At 66.8% G+C, this 17,581-nt stretch carries 10 protein-coding genes; 1 reads left to right on the top strand and 9 read right to left on the bottom strand.

Annotated elements, in window-relative coordinates; translation table 11 throughout:
- Positions 1–179 precede the first annotated feature (179 nt).
- The 3 genes from ABZZ22_RS09225 to ABZZ22_RS09215 form a co-directional block, all read right to left on the bottom strand.
- Complete coding sequence (locus tag ABZZ22_RS09225) at positions 180–473, bottom strand: WXG100 family type VII secretion target (protein ID WP_336736347.1); 294 nt, start codon at positions 471–473, stop codon at positions 180–182.
- Between the two features lie 47 nt (positions 474–520).
- Positions 521–856 carry a WXG100 family type VII secretion target gene (locus tag ABZZ22_RS09220; RefSeq protein ID WP_354929647.1) on the bottom strand — a complete coding sequence of 112 codons (336 nt, stop codon included), beginning with the start codon at positions 854–856 and terminating at the stop codon, positions 521–523.
- Between the two features lie 155 nt (positions 857–1,011).
- The gene (locus ABZZ22_RS09215; RefSeq protein ID WP_354929644.1) at positions 1,012–2,385 is read right to left on the bottom strand and encodes a hypothetical protein; all 1,374 of its coding nucleotides are present in this window, start codon (positions 2,383–2,385) and stop codon (positions 1,012–1,014) included.
- A 174-nt stretch (positions 2,386–2,559) separates the two neighbouring features.
- Between ABZZ22_RS09215 and eccCa the strand changes: the two genes are divergently transcribed.
- Positions 2,560–6,594, top strand: coding sequence for a type VII secretion protein EccCa (eccCa, locus tag ABZZ22_RS09210; protein WP_354929641.1), 4,035 nt, complete (start codon positions 2,560–2,562; stop codon positions 6,592–6,594).
- 86 nt (positions 6,595–6,680) lie between these two features.
- On the opposite strand, the gene ABZZ22_RS09205 is transcribed toward eccCa, so the two are convergent.
- From ABZZ22_RS09205 to ABZZ22_RS09180, 6 genes are read right to left on the bottom strand one after another with little or no spacing between them, the layout of a single operon-like run.
- Positions 6,681–9,020 carry an FG-GAP-like repeat-containing protein gene (locus ABZZ22_RS09205; RefSeq protein WP_354929638.1) on the bottom strand — a complete coding sequence of 780 codons (2,340 nt, stop codon included), beginning with the start codon at positions 9,018–9,020 and terminating at the stop codon, positions 6,681–6,683.
- Entirely contained in the window at positions 9,017–11,260 is a 2,244-nt protein-coding gene (locus tag ABZZ22_RS09200; protein WP_354929635.1) for a protein kinase, read from the bottom strand. Before ABZZ22_RS09200 ends, ABZZ22_RS09205 begins: the two co-directional genes overlap by 4 nt.
- A gap of 21 nt (positions 11,261–11,281) precedes the next feature.
- A complete protein-coding gene (locus ABZZ22_RS09195; protein WP_354929632.1) occupies positions 11,282–13,783 on the bottom strand; it encodes an ATP-binding cassette domain-containing protein in 2,502 nt (833 codons plus the stop codon).
- A 5-nt stretch (positions 13,784–13,788) separates the two neighbouring features.
- A complete protein-coding gene (locus tag ABZZ22_RS09190) occupies positions 13,789–14,130 on the bottom strand; it encodes a DUF4333 domain-containing protein (RefSeq protein WP_354929629.1) in 342 nt (113 codons plus the stop codon).
- A 26-nt stretch (positions 14,131–14,156) separates the two neighbouring features.
- Positions 14,157–15,743, bottom strand: coding sequence for an FG-GAP-like repeat-containing protein (locus tag ABZZ22_RS09185; RefSeq protein WP_354929626.1), 1,587 nt, complete (start codon positions 15,741–15,743; stop codon positions 14,157–14,159).
- Between the two features lie 25 nt (positions 15,744–15,768).
- On the bottom strand, positions 15,769–17,355 hold the full coding sequence (locus ABZZ22_RS09180) for an ABC transporter substrate-binding protein (protein WP_354929623.1): 1,587 nt from the start codon (positions 17,353–17,355) through the stop codon (positions 15,769–15,771).
- Between the last annotated feature and the right edge of the window lie 226 nt (positions 17,356–17,581).

Genomic DNA, 17,581 nt, shown 5'->3' with positions numbered 1-17,581 from the left:
CACGAACTCCTCGCGTCGTGCCTGTACCCGGGACGAACCGACCGAATGTCCCGAGCGCTAGGGCTACATCGCGCCCGCTGAGTCAGACAGCGAGCATCAGCGCTGACTTTGCCATAAAACCAGCGACGAGGGGACCGGTGCCCTGCACCGATCCCCTCGTGTTGCGTGTGTTGACGGACTCAGCCGCCGAAGCCAGCCGCGCCACGGCGGTCGGCGTCGTGCATGTCCTGCTGCGACTGGCCAACGAACGCCGCGCTCTGTGCGAGCGACTGCTGGATCTCGGCAACCGCACGGTCCCACTTGGCCTGAGCCTCGGCGTAGGCGTTGGCCGCCTCACCGGTGAACTCGGCCTTGAGCTTGTTGATGCGGTTCTCGAGGCCGGAGAGCTCGGCATCCATCCTCTTCACGCCGTTACTGAGCGTGTCGATGATGTTGGCCATGTCTCCGTGATTGACCTTGATCTCTTCACCCATGTCAGTTCCTCTCAGAGTCTTGTGAAATGCGGGATCTGACCGGGTGGTCAGCCACCCATCTTGAACGAGATGCTGTCCATGCTGGAGCTGACCGACTGGGTCGCGCCGGCAACATCCTCGTCAGCCCGGGTACCAGCCTTGCGCGCCTCGGTGAGACCGTTCGTGAGCTCGTCGAGAGCGTTCGTGATGTCCCGCGACTTCCGCTCCCACGTGTCGATGAGCTTGCCGAACGCGTTGCCGCCCGCTCCGTGCCATCCCTTGCCCTGACCGGCCTTGGCCTCGCTGGCGGTCGACGCACTGATGCTCTGCAGCTTGCCCTTGGTCTCAGCGATGTCGTTGACGGCGACGTTGATCGCCTGGCCTTGCTTCATCTCACTGCTCATGGTGCTGTCCTTCCACCGGCGGAACCGGTTTCCTAGGTTGATACCTGATGGAGCCCGGCTCCCGATGGGCTCCCCCGAGGTCCGGACACTGTGTTCATACCCCGTCTCCGGAGTTCTAAACAGAAAACTCTGAACTTTTTTGGCGACCGCGCTGTCTAACCGCGGAACCCCGACTCCCACAGGTGCCGGAAGAACCCGGAGGAGACCACGAACGCGGCGATCACGGCCGCCCCGCACAGTGACTCCGCCCAGTCTGCCCGCGCCGCCCACTTCGCCGAGCGCCAGCCCCGGCCGGTCGCGATCGCCGCGACGATCACCGCAAGACCGATCAGCACGACGCCCAGACCGAACCAGGAGACCAGCTCCGGGTCGGCCCAGCGTACGAAGGCATGGACTCCGACCGCCAGCGCAATAACGCCAGCGATCCGCAGTACGCCACGAGGCAGCCAGTAGCGATAGCTGCGAGCCGAGAGCAGGATCACGAAGGCGCCCGCCAGCATGATCACCCAGGCGCCGACCCGGTCCACGTCGGCGGTGGCGGTCGCGACCAGGCCTGGCCCGCTCACCGCCACCACTGCGAGGATCGCCCACGAGGCTGCTGCCAGCGTCCGGGTGCCGCGCTCGGCCACCTGGGTGACCTCGCCGAACGGGACGGTCGCCGTGCTCGAGCTGGTCTTGGCTCGCGCCGACCAGGCGGTCACCGACAGCTTGGAGACGTCGAGGAGATAGGAGTCGGGCACGTCCACGGCGTACGAGGGCACGATCCGCGCCGCGAGCGCCGCCGCAGCGAACAGGATCGACCACGGCACCTGCGGGGAGGTGCCGAGCAGTGCACACAACGCGGTCACGACGAAGACCGCAGATCCGGTGAGGGTCCAGACCTTGAGCGGAGCATCGACGTCGTTCACGAGCGACCGCGAGATCGTCGCGACGATCGCGGCGCTCAGTCCGGCAACGCCGACGGCCATCGGCAGCGTCTCGGGCGCGGGGTCGATGGTGATGACGAAGGCAGCACCGGCAGCGAAGGCGGGGGCGACGATCGACCGGCGCGCTGCGTACGGCCCGGTGGGGAGGATGCCGATCAGTGCCCCGAGCCCGAGCAGGGCGGCGGTGGCCGGCTGCTGCCAGCCGTCGGCCTGGGCACCGAACCCGGCGGCGGCCACGGCCAGCAGGGTGGCCAGCCCGACCCAGTAGAACGAGAAGCTGCCCGCGCGTCTCGGGGCGACCGACTCCACGATCTCGGGACGCGAATAGGCCTGCGTCGGCGGCGAGTCGGCGGCCAGCAAGGCACCCGAGGTGATGCCGCGTGAAGCGAGCGAGGCGTCCGGGACGAGCACGTCTCCACGCCGGTCGCGCAGCACCGGCGGCGCGGGAAGACCGACCGCTGTGGCGTACTCCCGGGCCAGGTCCGAGGCGTGCGCGTCAGAGGGGACGACGATGTCGACCACACCGGCCGTGCCGTGGACCGTGACCGCCAGACCGCCGGCTGCGAGCGCCGGCGGGGCGGCATCGGCCGTCTGAGTGGGCATGACACCTCCCGGATACGTGAAGACCCTGTGACAGAGTTCCACATCGGAAGCTCCACCGCCCGTTTTACCCGACCGGCACGGTTAAAGGTAGTGGCCGGGGTGTGGGCACTCTAAGATCCAGACCACCTGCGGCATCCGGGCCCGCGGGCCGCTGAACCACTCCCAGGGGGACATGTGACTATCGCTGCGACAGCCGGCGGTACCCGCACCGAAGAGCCAGAGGTCCCCGAGGGGGAGCTCGCGCTCAACCCGCCGCCGGCTATCGAAGAGGGCGAGGGCGTCGGCGGCATCCTGATGAACGCCATCCCCATGCTCGGTGGTCTCGGGTCGATCGTGCTCATCGCGACGATGCAGTCCGGAGCGGGCGGCTCCCCGCCGATCCAGCGCTACATCGCGGCCGGCATGTTCCTGTTCGCGACCCTCGGCTTCATCTTCGTGCAGATCGACCGTCAGCGGAAGCAGAAGCAGAAGCAGGTCGGCGGGCAGCGTACGGACTACCTGCGCTACTTGGCCGGGGTCCGGCAGTCGGCGCGCAAGGCCGGCGAGCAGCAGCGCAAGGCACTGACCTGGCACTACCCCGCACCGTCCTCGTTGCCCGCGATCGCCGAGGAGCGCAGCCGGCTGTGGGAGCGCTCGAACACCCACAAGCGCTATCTCGACGTCCGCTACGGCGTCGCGCACCAGCCCCTCGCGCTGACCCTGGTGCCGCCGCAGCAGACCCCGATCGACCAGGTCGACCCGGCCTCGGCGAGCGCGCTGCACCGGCTGCTGACGGTCCACCGGGTCCAGCCCGACCTGCCCGCGGCGACCAACCTTCGCGGGTTCGACAAGATGGAGATCTGCGGCAACGAGGACCAGGCCCGGGCGCTGGCTCGCGCCCTGATCTGCGGGATGACGGCCTTCCACTCCCCGGAGCAGCTGATCGTCGCAGTGCTCACCTCCGAGCGCAACCTCGCCGAGTGGGACTGGGTCAAGTGGCTCCCGCACGCGCAGAGCGGCCGCGAGGTCGACGCCGTCGGTCCGCGCCGGATGGTGGTCACCAACATCAACGACCTCGGCGCCCTCCTCCCGACCGAGGTCGGCGAGCGCGCCCGCTGGGGCACCGACGACCGGATCCCTGTTCCGCAGGTCGTGGTCATCGTCGACGGCGGCTCGGTCCCGCCCGGCAACCACGTGCTCCCCGACGACGGCATCCAGGGCGTCACCGTCATCGACCTGCCGACCCACTGGGACGAGCTCTTCGACTCCAGCCGGGTGCGGTTCCTGATCGATGACGAGGAGCCCGACGAGAACAACACCGTCCCCGGCTACCAGGTGCGCGTACGCATGGACCCGGTCCGGCTGCGCGTGGACCAGATGACCATGGCCGACGCCGAAGCCTACGCCCGTCGCCTCACCGCGCTCTACACCGTGGCTCCGGAGGGATCCGACGCCGCCGCGGAGACGCCGCAGGACACGGAGATCGCGGCGCCGAAGGACTACATGGCGCTGCTCGGCCTGGGGGACGTACGCTCCTTCGACCCCGACGTCGCCTGGCGCCCTCGCGCCAACCGCGACCGCCTGCGCGTGCCGGTCGGTGTCGGCGACGCCGGCCAGCAGATCCACATGGACATCAAGGAGTCTGCCCAGCAGGGGATGGGGCCGCACGGCCTTGTCATCGGTGCGACCGGTTCCGGTAAGTCGGAGTTCCTCCGCACCCTCGTCCTCGGTCTGGTGCTCACCCACCCTCCCGAGGTGCTCAACCTGGTGCTGGTCGACTTCAAGGGTGGTGCGACGTTCGCCGGCATGGCGGGCATGCCGCACGTCTCCGCGGTGATCACCAACCTCGAGGGCGAGCTCACCCTGGTCGACCGTATGCAGGACGCGCTCTCCGGCGAGATGACCCGCCGCCAGGAGCTGCTGCGCGAGGCCGGCAACTTCTCCTCGCTGAAGGACTACGAGAAGGCGCGTACGCAGGACCCGTCGATGGACCCGCTGCCGTCGCTGTTCATCGTGGTCGACGAGTTCTCCGAGATGCTCTCGGCCAAGCCCGAATTCATCGACCTGTTCGTCGCGATCGGTCGACTGGGCCGATCCCTCGGCATCCACCTGCTGCTCGCCTCGCAGCGCCTCGAGGAGGGCCGCCTGCGCGGTCTCGACTCCCACCTCTCCTACCGCGTCGGCCTGCGTACGTTCTCCGCGCAGGAGTCGCGGACCGTGCTCGGCGTGCCGGACGCCTACGAGCTCCCCGCGATCCCCGGCCTCGGCTACCTGAAGCCCGACCCGACCAATATGCAGCGGTTCCGGGCGGCGTACGTCTCCGGGCCTCCTGCTGCGGGCTCGCGGGTCCGCCGCGACGAGGGCGGCAAGCTGCAGGGCATCTACCCCTTCTCGATCGCCGAGGTGAAACAGCTGGCGATGCCGGCCGAGGAGGAGGACGAGCGCCCGGCCGCCCCGGTCGTGGGAGCGGACGGCGTCGAGAAGTCGATGCTCGACATCGCCGTCGACCGGATGACCGGACACGGCACCCCGGCCCACCAGGTCTGGCTGCCGCCGCTCGACATCCCCGACACGCTCGACACGCTGATGCCCGACCTGACCACCTCGCCCGAGCTCGGCCTGCACTCGCCGGCCTGGAAGCGGCTCGGCGGTCTGGTCGTGCCGCTCGGCATCGTCGACAAGCCGCGTGAGCAGCTGCGGGACACGCTCACCCTCGACCTGCGCGGGGCCGCCGGTCACGTCGCGGTCATCGGTGCGCCGCGCACCGGCAAGTCCACGACGCTCCGCACCATCGTCACCTCGATGTCGTTGACCATGACGCCGCAAGAGGTGCAGTTCTTCGTGCTCGACTTCGGCGGCGGTACGTTCGCACCGCTGGCCAAGCTCCCGCACGTCTCCGGTGTCGGCACCCGTTCCGAGCCCGACATCGTACGTCGAGTCCTGGCCGAGGTCTCCGGCATCATCGACCGCCGCGAGGCCTACTTCCGGGCGCAGGGCATCGACTCGATCGAGACCTACCGCACCCGTCGTGCTCGCGGCCAGGCCGATGACGGCTGGGGCGACGTGTTCCTCGTCATCGACGGTTGGGGCACCCTGCGCGCCGACTTCGACGACCTCGAGTACGCCATCCAGGAGATCGCTCCGCGTGGCCTGACCTTCGGTGTCCACATCGTTGCCGCGGCCGGCCGCTGGGCCGAGTTCCGCTCCTCGATGCGCGACATCTTCGGCACCAAGCTCGAGCTGCGTCTGGGCGACCCGATGGACTCCGAGCTCGACCGCAAGATCGCCGCCTTGGTGCCGACCGGGCGTCCGGGTCGAGGCATCGTGAAGGAGAAGCTCCACTTCCTCAGCGCGCTGCCCCGGATGGACGGCGACGGCTCCCCGACGACGCTGGGCGACGGCGTCGACGACCTGATCTCCCGGGTCTCCGCCGCCTGGCAGGGACCCGCCGGGCCTAAGCTGCGGCTGCTGCCGGAGCGGATCACGATCGAGCAGATCCGCGAGCAGGCCGGGGTCACCGAGGAGAAACCCGGCAAGCGACTGCTTCTGGGCATCAACGAGAAGGAGCTGGCACCGGTCGGCCTCAATTCCGAAACCGAGCCCCATCTGCTCGTCTTCGGCGACGGCCAGTCCGGCAAGTCCTCGATGCTGCGCAGCATCGCCCGCGAGATCATGCGGACGCACACCCCCAAGGAGGCGCAGATCGCGGTCGTCGACTACCGGCGGTCGCTGCTCGGCGAGATCCCCGAGGACTACCTGGTCGGCTACCTCACCTCGGCAACGCAGGCGAACCCGACGCTGAACGACCTAGCGGCATACCTGACGAAGCGGATCCCGGGCCCCGACGTCACCCCTGAGGAGCTGCGCAACCGGTCGTGGTGGTCGGGCGCGGAGCTGTTCGTGCTCGTCGACGACTACGACCTCGTCTCGACTCAGCAGGGCTCGCCCCTGGCTCCGCTGCAGCCACTGATGGCTCAAGCCGGCGACGTCGGTCTGCACGTCATCCTGGCCCGCCGCTCGGGTGGCGCTTCGCGCTCCCTCTACGAGTCGGTCATCCAGTCCATGCGTGACCTGGCGATGCCAGGCCTGCTGCTCTCCGGCAACCCGGACGAGGGGCCGCTCGTCGGCAACCTGAAGCCGGTCCCGACGCTCCCGGGCCGTGGCCGGCTCGTCACCCGCGACCGCGGCGTCGAGGTCATCCAGCTGGCATGGAGCGAGTCCTCGATCTGATCTGTTTCGGCGAACGCCCGCACTTCGTCGGCTTGAAGAACGGCCCGCGACCCTCGCGCCGGGTCGCGGGCCGTTCTTCGTTGGCGTCACTCATTTGCTCCTGAGGTGGCCAAGCTGTTGACGCCGTTCTTCAGTGGCTTCAGCGCAGTGCTCTTGACTCCTTCAAGACCCGGCATCTTCCACTTCTGAACAGAGAACTCGTTCTTGCCGCCCATCATCACCAGAGCAGTTCCCTGGTGGGTGATGATCGACTCGAGGAGGCCGTTGGGGTCTGGGCCTTCATGCAGCAGGCCCCAGACAAGGTCCTCCTTTCCATCACCATTGACATCGCTGACCATCGGGCGGGAGCCCGCCCAGACGTCACTGTTGAGGGAGTGGTGGGCAATGGGGTCAGCCAACGTCCATGAGGTTGCCTGAACAAAAGTCTTCGATGACGATTCATAGTCGTACACAGCGATGGGGTCACCCTGGTCATCGCCCTGGTATTCGATCAACTCATCGCGCCCATCGCCATCCAGGTCGGCGAAGAGGGCAGAATGGGCACTGGTGTGCTCCGCAAAGACCTCCAACGTCTCAGCGGGTATCGCGACCTTTTCGAACGATTTCCCGTCGGAGATCAGCATCTGGCCCACGATGACTCCAGGTTCGCTGGGTCCGCTACCGAAGGAGATGTCTGCTCTGCCGTCTCCATTGACGTCGCCTGCCGCGAAGTAAACCCCAGTGAAGGACCCAGTCCAGTTTCCAGTCAACCAGTCCTTTGCCTTGGACCACGTTCCGTCCTTCTGGCTGAGCGACACGGTGAAGTGGTACTTGAGGTCCTTGAGTTTCGCGACCTCCTCCGGATCGGCAGGAAGTTTCTTTCCGTTACCCACGGAGACAACGGCGATGTCAGCGCGCTTGTCACCGTTGAAGTCATCGCAAAGGATCGCGAAGCGCCGTCCTGAAACCGGCACTTGTACGGATCCGTTCTTATGAGCCTCGTTGTTCGACTCAACGGTGATGTTGGACCCGCGACCAGAAACCGTGACGGCATCCTCGATGCCATCACCGTCGATGTCGCCCATCAACATCCCGTACTGGCCTTTCAACTCCTTGGCCGCACGAAAGCTCTTACTTGAGGAGGAGAATTGAACGATTGGCTCGAAAGCCAACCTTCCATTAAGTCCGCCGAACTCGCTTCCGAAGACAAGGTCACCGTTGCCGTCACCGTCGAAGTCGCCGGTGACCAGAGCCCTGGCCTTCACGGGCGTGTCCTCGGTGAGCTTCAGCGTGACGCCAGTGGCCACACCACCCGCGACGAGCACCACCGCTGCTGCGGCTGCAGCGAACCACCATCGGCGGCGGGCACGTTTGAGAGTCACCGTAGCCCCGGACGAGAAGCCCATCTGACGCCCGGCCATGGCAGCGAACCGGTCCCTGACCCTCACTGCATCGGAGGTTCGTTGGGAAGGGTCCTTCGTCAGCAGACCGCCCTCGCCAGAGAGCAGATCGTTGGCCTGCAGCGTGAAGTCATCCCGTCCGGGCAGGGTCGGGATCGACTGGGAGCCATGGGCCATCGCGGTCTCGACATCGTTCGCCCCGGCAAAGGGAACCGTCCCGGTGACCAGTTCGTAGAACAGGCAGCCCAACGAGTACAGGTCGCCCGCTGGGGTGGCCGGTGCACCCATCGTGCGCTCAGGGGAGAGGTAGTCCCATGCGCCGGAGTGTATTCCGGGCCTGGCCGTCGCAGAGTCTTCGGTAAGGGTGGCCGCAAAGCCCGAGAGATAGACGTACGGCGGGGTGTTGCCGTCTCGAAGAAGGACGTTCGAGGATCGTACGTCGCCGTGCACGACTCCGATGTCCGGCGAGTGGATCGCTGCGAGGCCGTCGGCGATCTGCGCGCAGATGTCGGCCGCCATCGAGCCGGGGAGGCGTCCACGGGCTTTCAGCAGCGATCCGACATCTCCGCCATCGGCAAACTGAGAAACCAGGAACGGGGCACCATCGTTGGTGCGCCCGTTGGTGTAGACCCCCATGATATGGGGTGAGTCGAGCTTGGCCATCAGGGTGGCCTGCTTGTCGAACCGAGTCACGAACTCGGGGTCACGGGCGCTCTGTCCGAGAAGCACCTTGATCGCGACCGCACGGTCGAGGCGAGTGTCCATCGCCTTGTAGACAACGGCGTTCTCGCTGGACGCCACCTGCCGCTCGAGCCGATAGGGCCCGATCATCCCCCGGACGTTCGCCTGTGGCGAAGGAGGTGGCGGTGGGGGCGGCGGGCTGCTGGGCCGAGCGACCCGGGGCCGGATCGTGGTCTTGTCGGAGTCGTCGATAGTCGGACGCTCGAACGACGGCGGCCGCTGCGACGAGGCGTCGGTGCCGCCGACGTCAGTCCTGTCCGGATCCGAACTCTGTCCGTCGGGCGGGTTGTTGGCGGGATCGGTCATCCGAGAGTACCTCCCATGAGGTTGCGCTTATCTACTTCGTCCGGTGATTCTTTCCACGTCGCGAAGGTGCGCACCGTGAAGTTTCCGTCCTCCCCCGCAATCGCCCCATAGAACTTGTACGGTCCGCTGGACTTATCGCGGGTGACTCCGACGACGTCGATCAGGCCGTCCCCATTCAGATCAGCCAGAGTTGCATCGAACGATGTCGGATGGTCAAACAGGTCGCTGGGGGAAGGGATACGGCCCCGGACGGCCTGCTTGAACGACGCCAAGTCTTCGTCCCAGGAGCCGACCACGATATCGCTCCCAGAATTGTCGCCAACGCCTTCTATCACCAACTCATCCCTACCGTCGCCGTTGACGTCCCCAGCCAAGAACGCGTTGGCCTGCCCCGAGCCTGTCTCCACCAGAAAGTGGTTGAACTTTCGGGTAACCGAGAACTCTTTCGCCATCGGCACCCCGGTCACCCCGTTTCCGACATAGATCCTCAACGTTGACGTGATCTCACGCTCCCGTGATGTCTCCGCCCGCAGCCCGTTTCGATTCATCAGGACCATGTCGGCCTTGTGGTCGCCATTGAAGTCCCCGACGGCAGCTCGCTGTCTATCGTCGTTGGAGTATTTGGCGAACAGCTCCGGCGCCTCAAACCCCGAGCCGTTGTTTCGGTAGTAGTAGATCCGGCCCTCGCCAGCCAAGAAACCCAGGTCGCTGCGTTGAGGATCCGGATGTCCGTAGTCCACGGACATGAACAAGTCGTCAGAGCCGTCGCCGTCGAAGTCTTCGACCCCCATGTCGTAATAGAAGTCGGAGTCTTCCATCTTGGCATTCAATGCCGCCAGGGATGGGGCATCCACGTGCCCATCGAAGGTTCCGCTGACCTTCATGCCGTCGGCATCCCGGACAAGGGTCACCATCGAGTTCTCGTCGTTTCCGTGGAAGTCGCCAACGAGTGCGAAGACATCCAACGCTGGCGCCTCCGGCGTCAACTGCGGACTGTCCACGTTCACTGGCTTTGACGGAGTTAGGCTTCTGCCGTCCGACTTCCAGGTGATGACGTCGACGCCGTTGCCACTCTTGTTGGGGATATCAGTGACCACGTCTCCGAACTTGTCGCCGTTCACATCCGCGTAAGCAGCCCCCTTGACCGTCGGCACGATGGGCTCAGGCCCGTGCTCGACCCAGGGCTGAGTGATGGCCAAGGCCCCACCGACCCCGAGGGCGGCCACGCCGAGCATCGCTGCGCCGACTCGGAGCGGGGTGATCTTGGAGGGACGCGCCTGCTCCTCGATCAGGATGGCTTCAGCCTCCGTGGGCGGACGGATGGCGGCGACGAGGATGGGCATCGGGTTCGGGTCGGTCATCGATGGAGCCGGCTGGAGCTGCGGCGGGGAGGTGATCTCCCGGAGCTTCAACAGGTCGTCCTTGAAGACATCAGCGCTCTGGTAGCGGCTGCGACGGTCCTTCGCCATCGAGAGCTGCAGGATCCGGTTGGCCGCCTTGGTCCAGTCGTCGGAGCCGACGAACTGCGGGATCGGCGCGTTCTGGTGGGCCATCGCGACCTGCACGGCCGCCCCCGAGTAGGGGATCTTGCCGGTCAGCGTGAACCACAGCATGCAACCGGCCGCGTAGATGTCTCGTGACGGCTCTGGTGAGATCGGTCGGCCCTGCGCGTCGCGCTCGTCGCGGATGTATTCGGGCGCCAGGTAGTTCCACGTGCCGGTGATCCCGCCGGCAGACGAGTCGGAGGACGAGGTCGCGATCCCGAAGTCACACAGGAAGGCGAACGGGTCGAGAGGGCTCGCCGGGTTGCGTACGAGCACGTTGGACGGCTTCACGTCCTGGTGGATGATCCCCGCCTGGTGGGCGTCGTGCAGCGCCCCGGCGACCTGGGCGTTCACCAGGCAGGCCAGGTGTGGCGCCAAGGGTCCGCTGCTGCGTACGAGTCCGGTCACATCACCGCCCTTGATGAACTGGGTGACGATGAACGGGCTGCCGTTCTGCTCGCCGATGTCGTAGATCGCGATGATGTGGGGCGACCTGATCTGCGCGAGGGTCTGACCCTCGCGGACGAACATGTCGATGAACTGCCGGTCGGCGAGGTGGGCGTGCACCATCTTCAGCGCGACCTGGCGCTCCAGCTTGGTGTCGAAGGCGTCGTAGACGACGCCCATGCCACCTTCGCCAAGAATGCGATCCAGGCGGTAGTGGCCGAACAGTGCCCCGGGATGGAGCGTCGTCATACGTGAACCTTTCGGTAGTCGTTACCGCATGACTTCTGGCTCATGCTTGCGAAGCGAGAGCGAGACAGCAACGAGAAGAACGATGGACATGGCCGTCATGATGGCCAGCGCGAGGAACCAATGGCTGGGTAGGTGATACCAGATCGGGTCGACGCGGTCAGGCTCATTTCGGTCCCGGGACAGCATGTTCATGGTCAGGGTGGTGCCGATCCCACCGAGTCCCCAGCGCGCCGGCATGAACCAGGAGAACCAGTTGGCGGGTGACCCTAGCAGCGAGAAAAGCGTGCCCCCGAACACGATCTGGAAGATCGCGTACACGACCAGCATCGACATCGTCTGCTCCGACGTCCTGACCGCGGCGGAGATCAGCAGGCCCACGATCATCGAGGTGACTCCGAGGAAGATCACCGGAATCGCCAGCTCCAGGATGGTCAGCGGGCCGAGCACGAGGCCCTTGTCGGGCAAGCCACGGATGGAGCAGGCGATGAGGGTCATCACCAGACACTGGACCGCCGTGATGGCACCGAGAACGAGGACCTTGGAGGCGAGGTACGCCGACCGGGACAGCCCGACCGCACGTTCTCGCTCGTAGATGGACCGTTCCTTGATGAGCTCGCGCATCGAGTTGGCGCAGCCGGTCAGACAAGCGCCGACGGCGAGGATCATCGCGATCACGCTCGCGGTCGTGTTCGGGATGATGTTGCCGAGCTCGTCCGGTTTCAGCGGGAGCAGGTCCTCGTCGGGCTGGATGATGAGCGACACCAGTCCGAGCACGATCGGCAGGGCGGCCATCTGGAGGACCAAGCCGCGGTCGGCGGTGATCACCGTGAGGTAGCGGCGTACCAGCGTGGTGACCTGCTGCAGCCAGGACTGGCCCTTCTGGCGCTTGGCCGCGGCGGCCACCGCGGCGTGGGCCGGCGGAACCGCATCGACATCGGCGACGTACCGCTGATACTCGGCCGACCTGTGCCACTTGCCGCCCCAGTCGGCGTCACGATGGTTCTCGAAGTCGGCGAAGACGTCGGCCCACTCGTCTCGGCCGAAGAACGGCAGCGCGCCCTCCGGGGGACCGTAGTAGCCCATCGCCCCACCGGGAGCCATGACCAGCACGCGGTCGCACAGGTGCAGCTGGGCGACGGAGTGTGTGACGACCAGGACCGTACGCCCATCGTCGGCGAGGCCACGGAGCAGCCGCATCACGTCCCGGTCCATGCCCGGGTCGAGACCGGATGTCGGCTCGTCGAGAAGGATCAGAGACGGCTTGGTGAGGAGCTCGACCGCGACCGAGACCCGCTTCCGCTGGCCGCCCGACAACGACGTGATCTTCTTGTCGGCGTGGACGTCCAGCTTGAGCTCGCGCAGGACCTCGCTGATCCGCTGCCGTTGCTCATCGTCGGAGACCTCCGCAGGAAATCGCAGCTTGGCGGCGTAGTGCAGACCCTCGTTGATCGTGAGGTCCTGGTGCAGGATGTCGTCCTGCGGCACCAGGCCGATCCGCTGGCGTAGCTCGTCGAACTCGGCGTAGAGGTTGCGGTCGTCGTACTCCACGACTCCCTCGGTCGCCGGCTGGTAGCCGGTGAGGGCCTTGAGCAGGGTGGACTTCCCCGATCCCGACGGGCCGATGACGCCGACGAGAGACTTCTGAGGAGCCCGAAAGGAGACGTCGCGCAGGATCTGCTTGCGCTTCTCGCCCTTGCCGACGACCACCGAGAGGTGACGGGCGAGGAAGTCGACCTCGCCGGTGTCCTGATGGGCGATCAACATGCCCTGATGGAGGCGGAGAGTGGTGTGGCCGACGCCGAGGATCGATCCCGGCTGCAACGGCGCGGTGTAGCCCTTCGGCATCCGGGCGCCGTTGATGAAGGTGCCGTTCCCGGCGCCGAGATCGCGCGCCATCACGGTGGCGTCAGCGTTGGTGATGATCTCGACGTGGTGCCGGGAGACGAGAAGGTCCCCCGCGATCACCAGGTCGTTGTCGGCGGAACGACCGACCCGGATCGCCTGACCCGGGACGAGCGGGCGGGGCGGGATCGGGACGGTTCCCTGGTGGGCACGACGGGCGGCCTCCGCTGCCTCGAGGACCTCGACGTCCCCGTCCCCCGCCATCATGGTGACCAGGTCGTTGCTGCCCGCTGACGGCGGCGGAGGAGGAGGAGTTGGACCTGACGGTGCGACCGCAGGTGGCGGGGGTGGCACGGGTGCGGCGACCGGAGCCGAGAGTACGTCCAACCGAACCCCTGGTTCGGCAGCGTCCTCCGCTCCGCCGAACCAGACGACCATCCCAGGGACCAGGTCGACCCGCTCTCTGGCCGGAACCCGGTCTCCGTCGACGTAGGTGCCGTTGGTGCTGCCGACATCGGTCAGGATCCACCCGCCCGAGGCGTACGCCACCTCTCCGTGACGCCACGACACCAGGCCGTCCGGCAGCGTCAGGCCCGCCTCGGGGTCGCGACCGACCGTATAGCTGCCACTGGCGAGGCGCCGCTCCTGACCCCGGACCTTCACCACGAGCTCTGTCGTCATCGGATCTATTTCTCCAGCAGCTTCGCCAGGTCGACGTCGTACTCGAACTCGGGTTTCACACCGTCGACGGAGGCGATCCGGACCGTCAGGCCGATCTCGCGGTCGGCGACCACGACCAGGGTGCAGTTGGCCTCCCCGCCCACCTCGAGTGGCATCCCACCTGGGCAGTCGACCTCCTTCGGGCGCAGGCCTATCTTGTCGGCGATCCCGTCGGAGACTGCCTCCTCGACGGTCTTCTCCGAGACGCTCGGACCGCCGCATGCGGTCAGCACGTACGCAGCCACCGACGCCACGACGAGCGCCGCCGCTCCACGTGGACGGAGCACTTGCGAGATGAACATGGTCATCGTTGACCCACCTTCCGAGATCGGACTCAACAGTAAAGCCCACTCGGCTCGAGGGTGATCAGACACGAGAAGCTGGCGTAGTCATCCTTGAACAACGGCGTGACCACCTTGCCCGGCTGGAGGCCCTTCGGGCTTCCAGCGAAGACGGCGGGATACCCGTTGAGGGAGACCGCCACGACGTCAGCGAAGTGGTCGCCGTTGACGTCGGAGGTGATGACCGAGGCCCAGGCGAAGGAGTTGACCGGCGACGCGTTCCGCTGCACGGCCTTCCACTTCTTGCCGGTCAGGCTGTAGACGTCGAACCAGCCGTACCTGCCGAGGTGGACCCACTCGTCGATGCCGTCGCCGTTCACGTCTGCGGCGATGCCGCCTAAGGCGTCGTTGTCGCCGTTCGCCGTCTGCCGTTGCTGATAGTTGATGTCGGCGGCGTCGATCCCGAGGGCCGCTCCCTCCTCGAAGCGTTTCCCGTCGGACAGCAGGGCTGTCCCCGAGTACCTCCCGACCTTGGAGGGCGCGTCCAGCCTGTAGAGCAGATCCGTCTTCTCGTCCCCGTTGAAATCACCGACGTGGAAGGCGTACTGCGGGATCGCGTCCCGGTCGGCAGGGACCTGCGTCTCATAGGCCGTGGTCGGGGTCCCCCATCGCCCGTCGTCCTCCTGGAGAGCCACGCTGACCTGGACGCTCGTCTTGTCCTCGGAGCGTACGGCGAAGGCGACATCGTTGCGGCCGTCACCGTCGAAGTCGCCGCAGTAGGCACCGTCGATGCGCTCCGAGTCGAGCTCTATCTGTTGGGACTTTCCCGTCTGAAGATGAAGTCCGTAGGTCTGCGGCCCGTCGAACGAGTATTCGTTCGGGGCTCCGATGTCCGCCTTCTCATCACCGTCGACGTCGCACATGATGCGGCCGCCGCTCGCAAACCTGTAGCCCCACGACGCCCACGCCCCGGGCTTCTGCTGCACGAACTTCTTCCCACCGTCCGAGAGGTAGAACCGCCGGTCCTTCTCGTTCACGGCGACGACGAGATCGCCCTTCCCGTCGCCGTTCACGTCGCCCATAATCGGACCCTCGACGGGGATCTTCTTCGGCTTGGGCGGGGTCTCGGCCTTCGGCGCACCGTCGTCGAAGACGACCATGGTCAGCACCAGGACCACCGCGACGACGATCGCGACGGCCGCACCGGCGAGGCCGAGGACCTGACCGCCGCGGTTCCGCTTCGTCGTGCGGACCTGCTGCCAGGACGGCACCTGCTGCGTCGCCGCCTGCGGCCCCGTCGGGGGCGCCTCCTGGGGCATCGTCGGCGGCGGCGACCACTCCGCTGCCGCGGCCCCGGCGACGTCGATCCGAACGCCGTCGTCGATGCCCCCGATCATCACGGACACGCCCGGAGCGAGGGTGACCGACGGGACCCGCTTCCCATCGACGTACGTCCCGTTCGTGCTGTTCAGATCGGTGAGCACCCAGGTGCCGTCGACGGAGGCGATGGAGGCGTGCCTGGAGGAGACCAGCTCGCTGCTCACCAAGAGGTCGACGCCTTGCTTGCGCCCGAGCGTGTAGGCGCGCCCCCGCTCGAGGCGCCACTCCCGACCTTGCGCCTTCAATACCAGATCAGTCATGGCCCCCCGGCTCTCGACGCGTCGGTCACTTCTTAGTCGGCGACCACTCGACGATGGTCGAGACGAGCGGCGCGACCTGACCGGACCGAGGACGTACGCTGTCGACCTTCTTGTCGCTCACCGTCACCGTCGGGTTCATCACGATCGGCACCACGATCGAGTCTCTGACCAGTGTCTTCTCGATCTCGACGCGAACGTCGCGGGCCTCGTAGGGGTCGGCGGTGCGGGCCAGCTCGCTGATCAACCGGTCGCGGTCGCGATCGCCGCCACCGGTCGCGTTCCGGCTGCCCTTGCTCCCCCACTGAGCCTCGATCTCCTCGGGGGTCTGCGGGATCGGGATGCGGATGAGGACGGCGTCCCACTTGTTGCCGGAGATCAGCTTGTCGGCCGAGGACACACCGCAGTCGGTGGTTGACCAGCCCTCGTCGTCGACGACGTTCGCGATGGTGTCGTAGGCACCCGAGGCGAACGGGCTCGACTTGTCGTAGGCGACACACACCCTGGCTCCGCGGGGGGCGGTCGCGTCTGCGGAGGCTCCGAACTTCGTGGAAAACCCAGAGTCCTCCGTGGCGATCTGATAGCTCTCGCCGCCCGGCGGGAAGAGCACGACGTCGGTGGCTTCGTACGCCTCGGCCCAATCGCCCGCACCGCCCTCGGCGATGTCGCCGCGGGGCACTGCTCGCAGGAAGGACGTGCGGCTGTTCTTGCGTTTGAACAGGCCACGGTCGGTGCGGAGGATCAACGCCCACATGGTGCCGTCGTTGGCGTTCGCGACGCCGTAGTCGCGGCGCTCGAGGTCGCGCACCTGCTTGCGGTTGGCCTTGGTCGGGGTGACCTGGACGACGTCGACCTTCTCGCCGAGGCTGCCCAGGGCATCGGCGCTCGCCGGGGTGAGGCGTACCTGCTCGTACGTCGGCCTGGCCTCACCCGCGTACTCCGGGTTGGCCTCCAGGTCGACCTCCTGCCCGCTCTCGCCGGCAGCGATCTTCGAGATCCGGTAGGGCCCACTGGAGAGCAGCGCCTCCTCGGACGCCTTGCCGTCCTCAGCGACCGTGAACGCGCTGTTCCACGCCTCCGCGATCTTGGTCAGCTTCGCGGTGTCGGACTCCTCGATCGCGGTCTCGACGACCTCCTTGGCCTCGATCGGGTCCTCGATCTTGAGCGCCTTCTGCCCGACGACGTGCGCCGGGACGGCGACGTCGAGAGCTGTACGCCAGTCGACCACCGGGACCACGAGCGGAACCTCGATGGCGCGCGCGCCTTCGTCTACCTCGGGGATGTAGGCGCTCTTGGTCAGCCCGGTCGACACCGCGCCGAAGTCGACCCCGCCGTCCGGGCTTCCCTCCTTCGGAGTGCGGAAGTAGCCCGAGGTCGCCGCCCAGGCGAGCATGAGGTCGGCCGTGTCGACCGGCACTCCGTCGGACCAGTTGGGCTCAGCCAGGTCGTAGCGCACCCGAGGCTGCTCGCCGCCCTCAATCGTGACCTTGCCGAAGGTCTCGTCCATCTCGACGGTGTCGGTGACCAGGGTGCCGAAGGCTCCACGGGTCAGCGAGGCGATGTCGAGATTCCCGTCGGTCGCGTTCGCCTTGCTCGCCGGATTTGTGCTCGTCAAGGACTCGGTCCACGCGACGGTGACCTCTGTGCCCTCCTCCACCGAGGCCGGGAGGTCACCCGAGCAGGCGGTTGCAACGAGCGCCAGGCTGGCGACGGAAACGAGTCCTGCTCGACGACGTGCCTCAGAATGCACCTTGAAGTCCCCTCTCCGAGACAACGAACGCCCAGATCCTAACGAGCGCCCGCGGAGACCGGCTACCTACGTGCCGGTCTCCGCCGAACAG

It is taken from the genome of Nocardioides sp. NPDC006273, assembly GCF_040613495.1.
GTDB lineage: Bacteria > Actinomycetota > Actinomycetes > Propionibacteriales > Nocardioidaceae > Nocardioides.
Note: the sequence above shows the minus strand (reverse complement) of the source record. Positions and strands in the feature narration are given on the sequence as shown.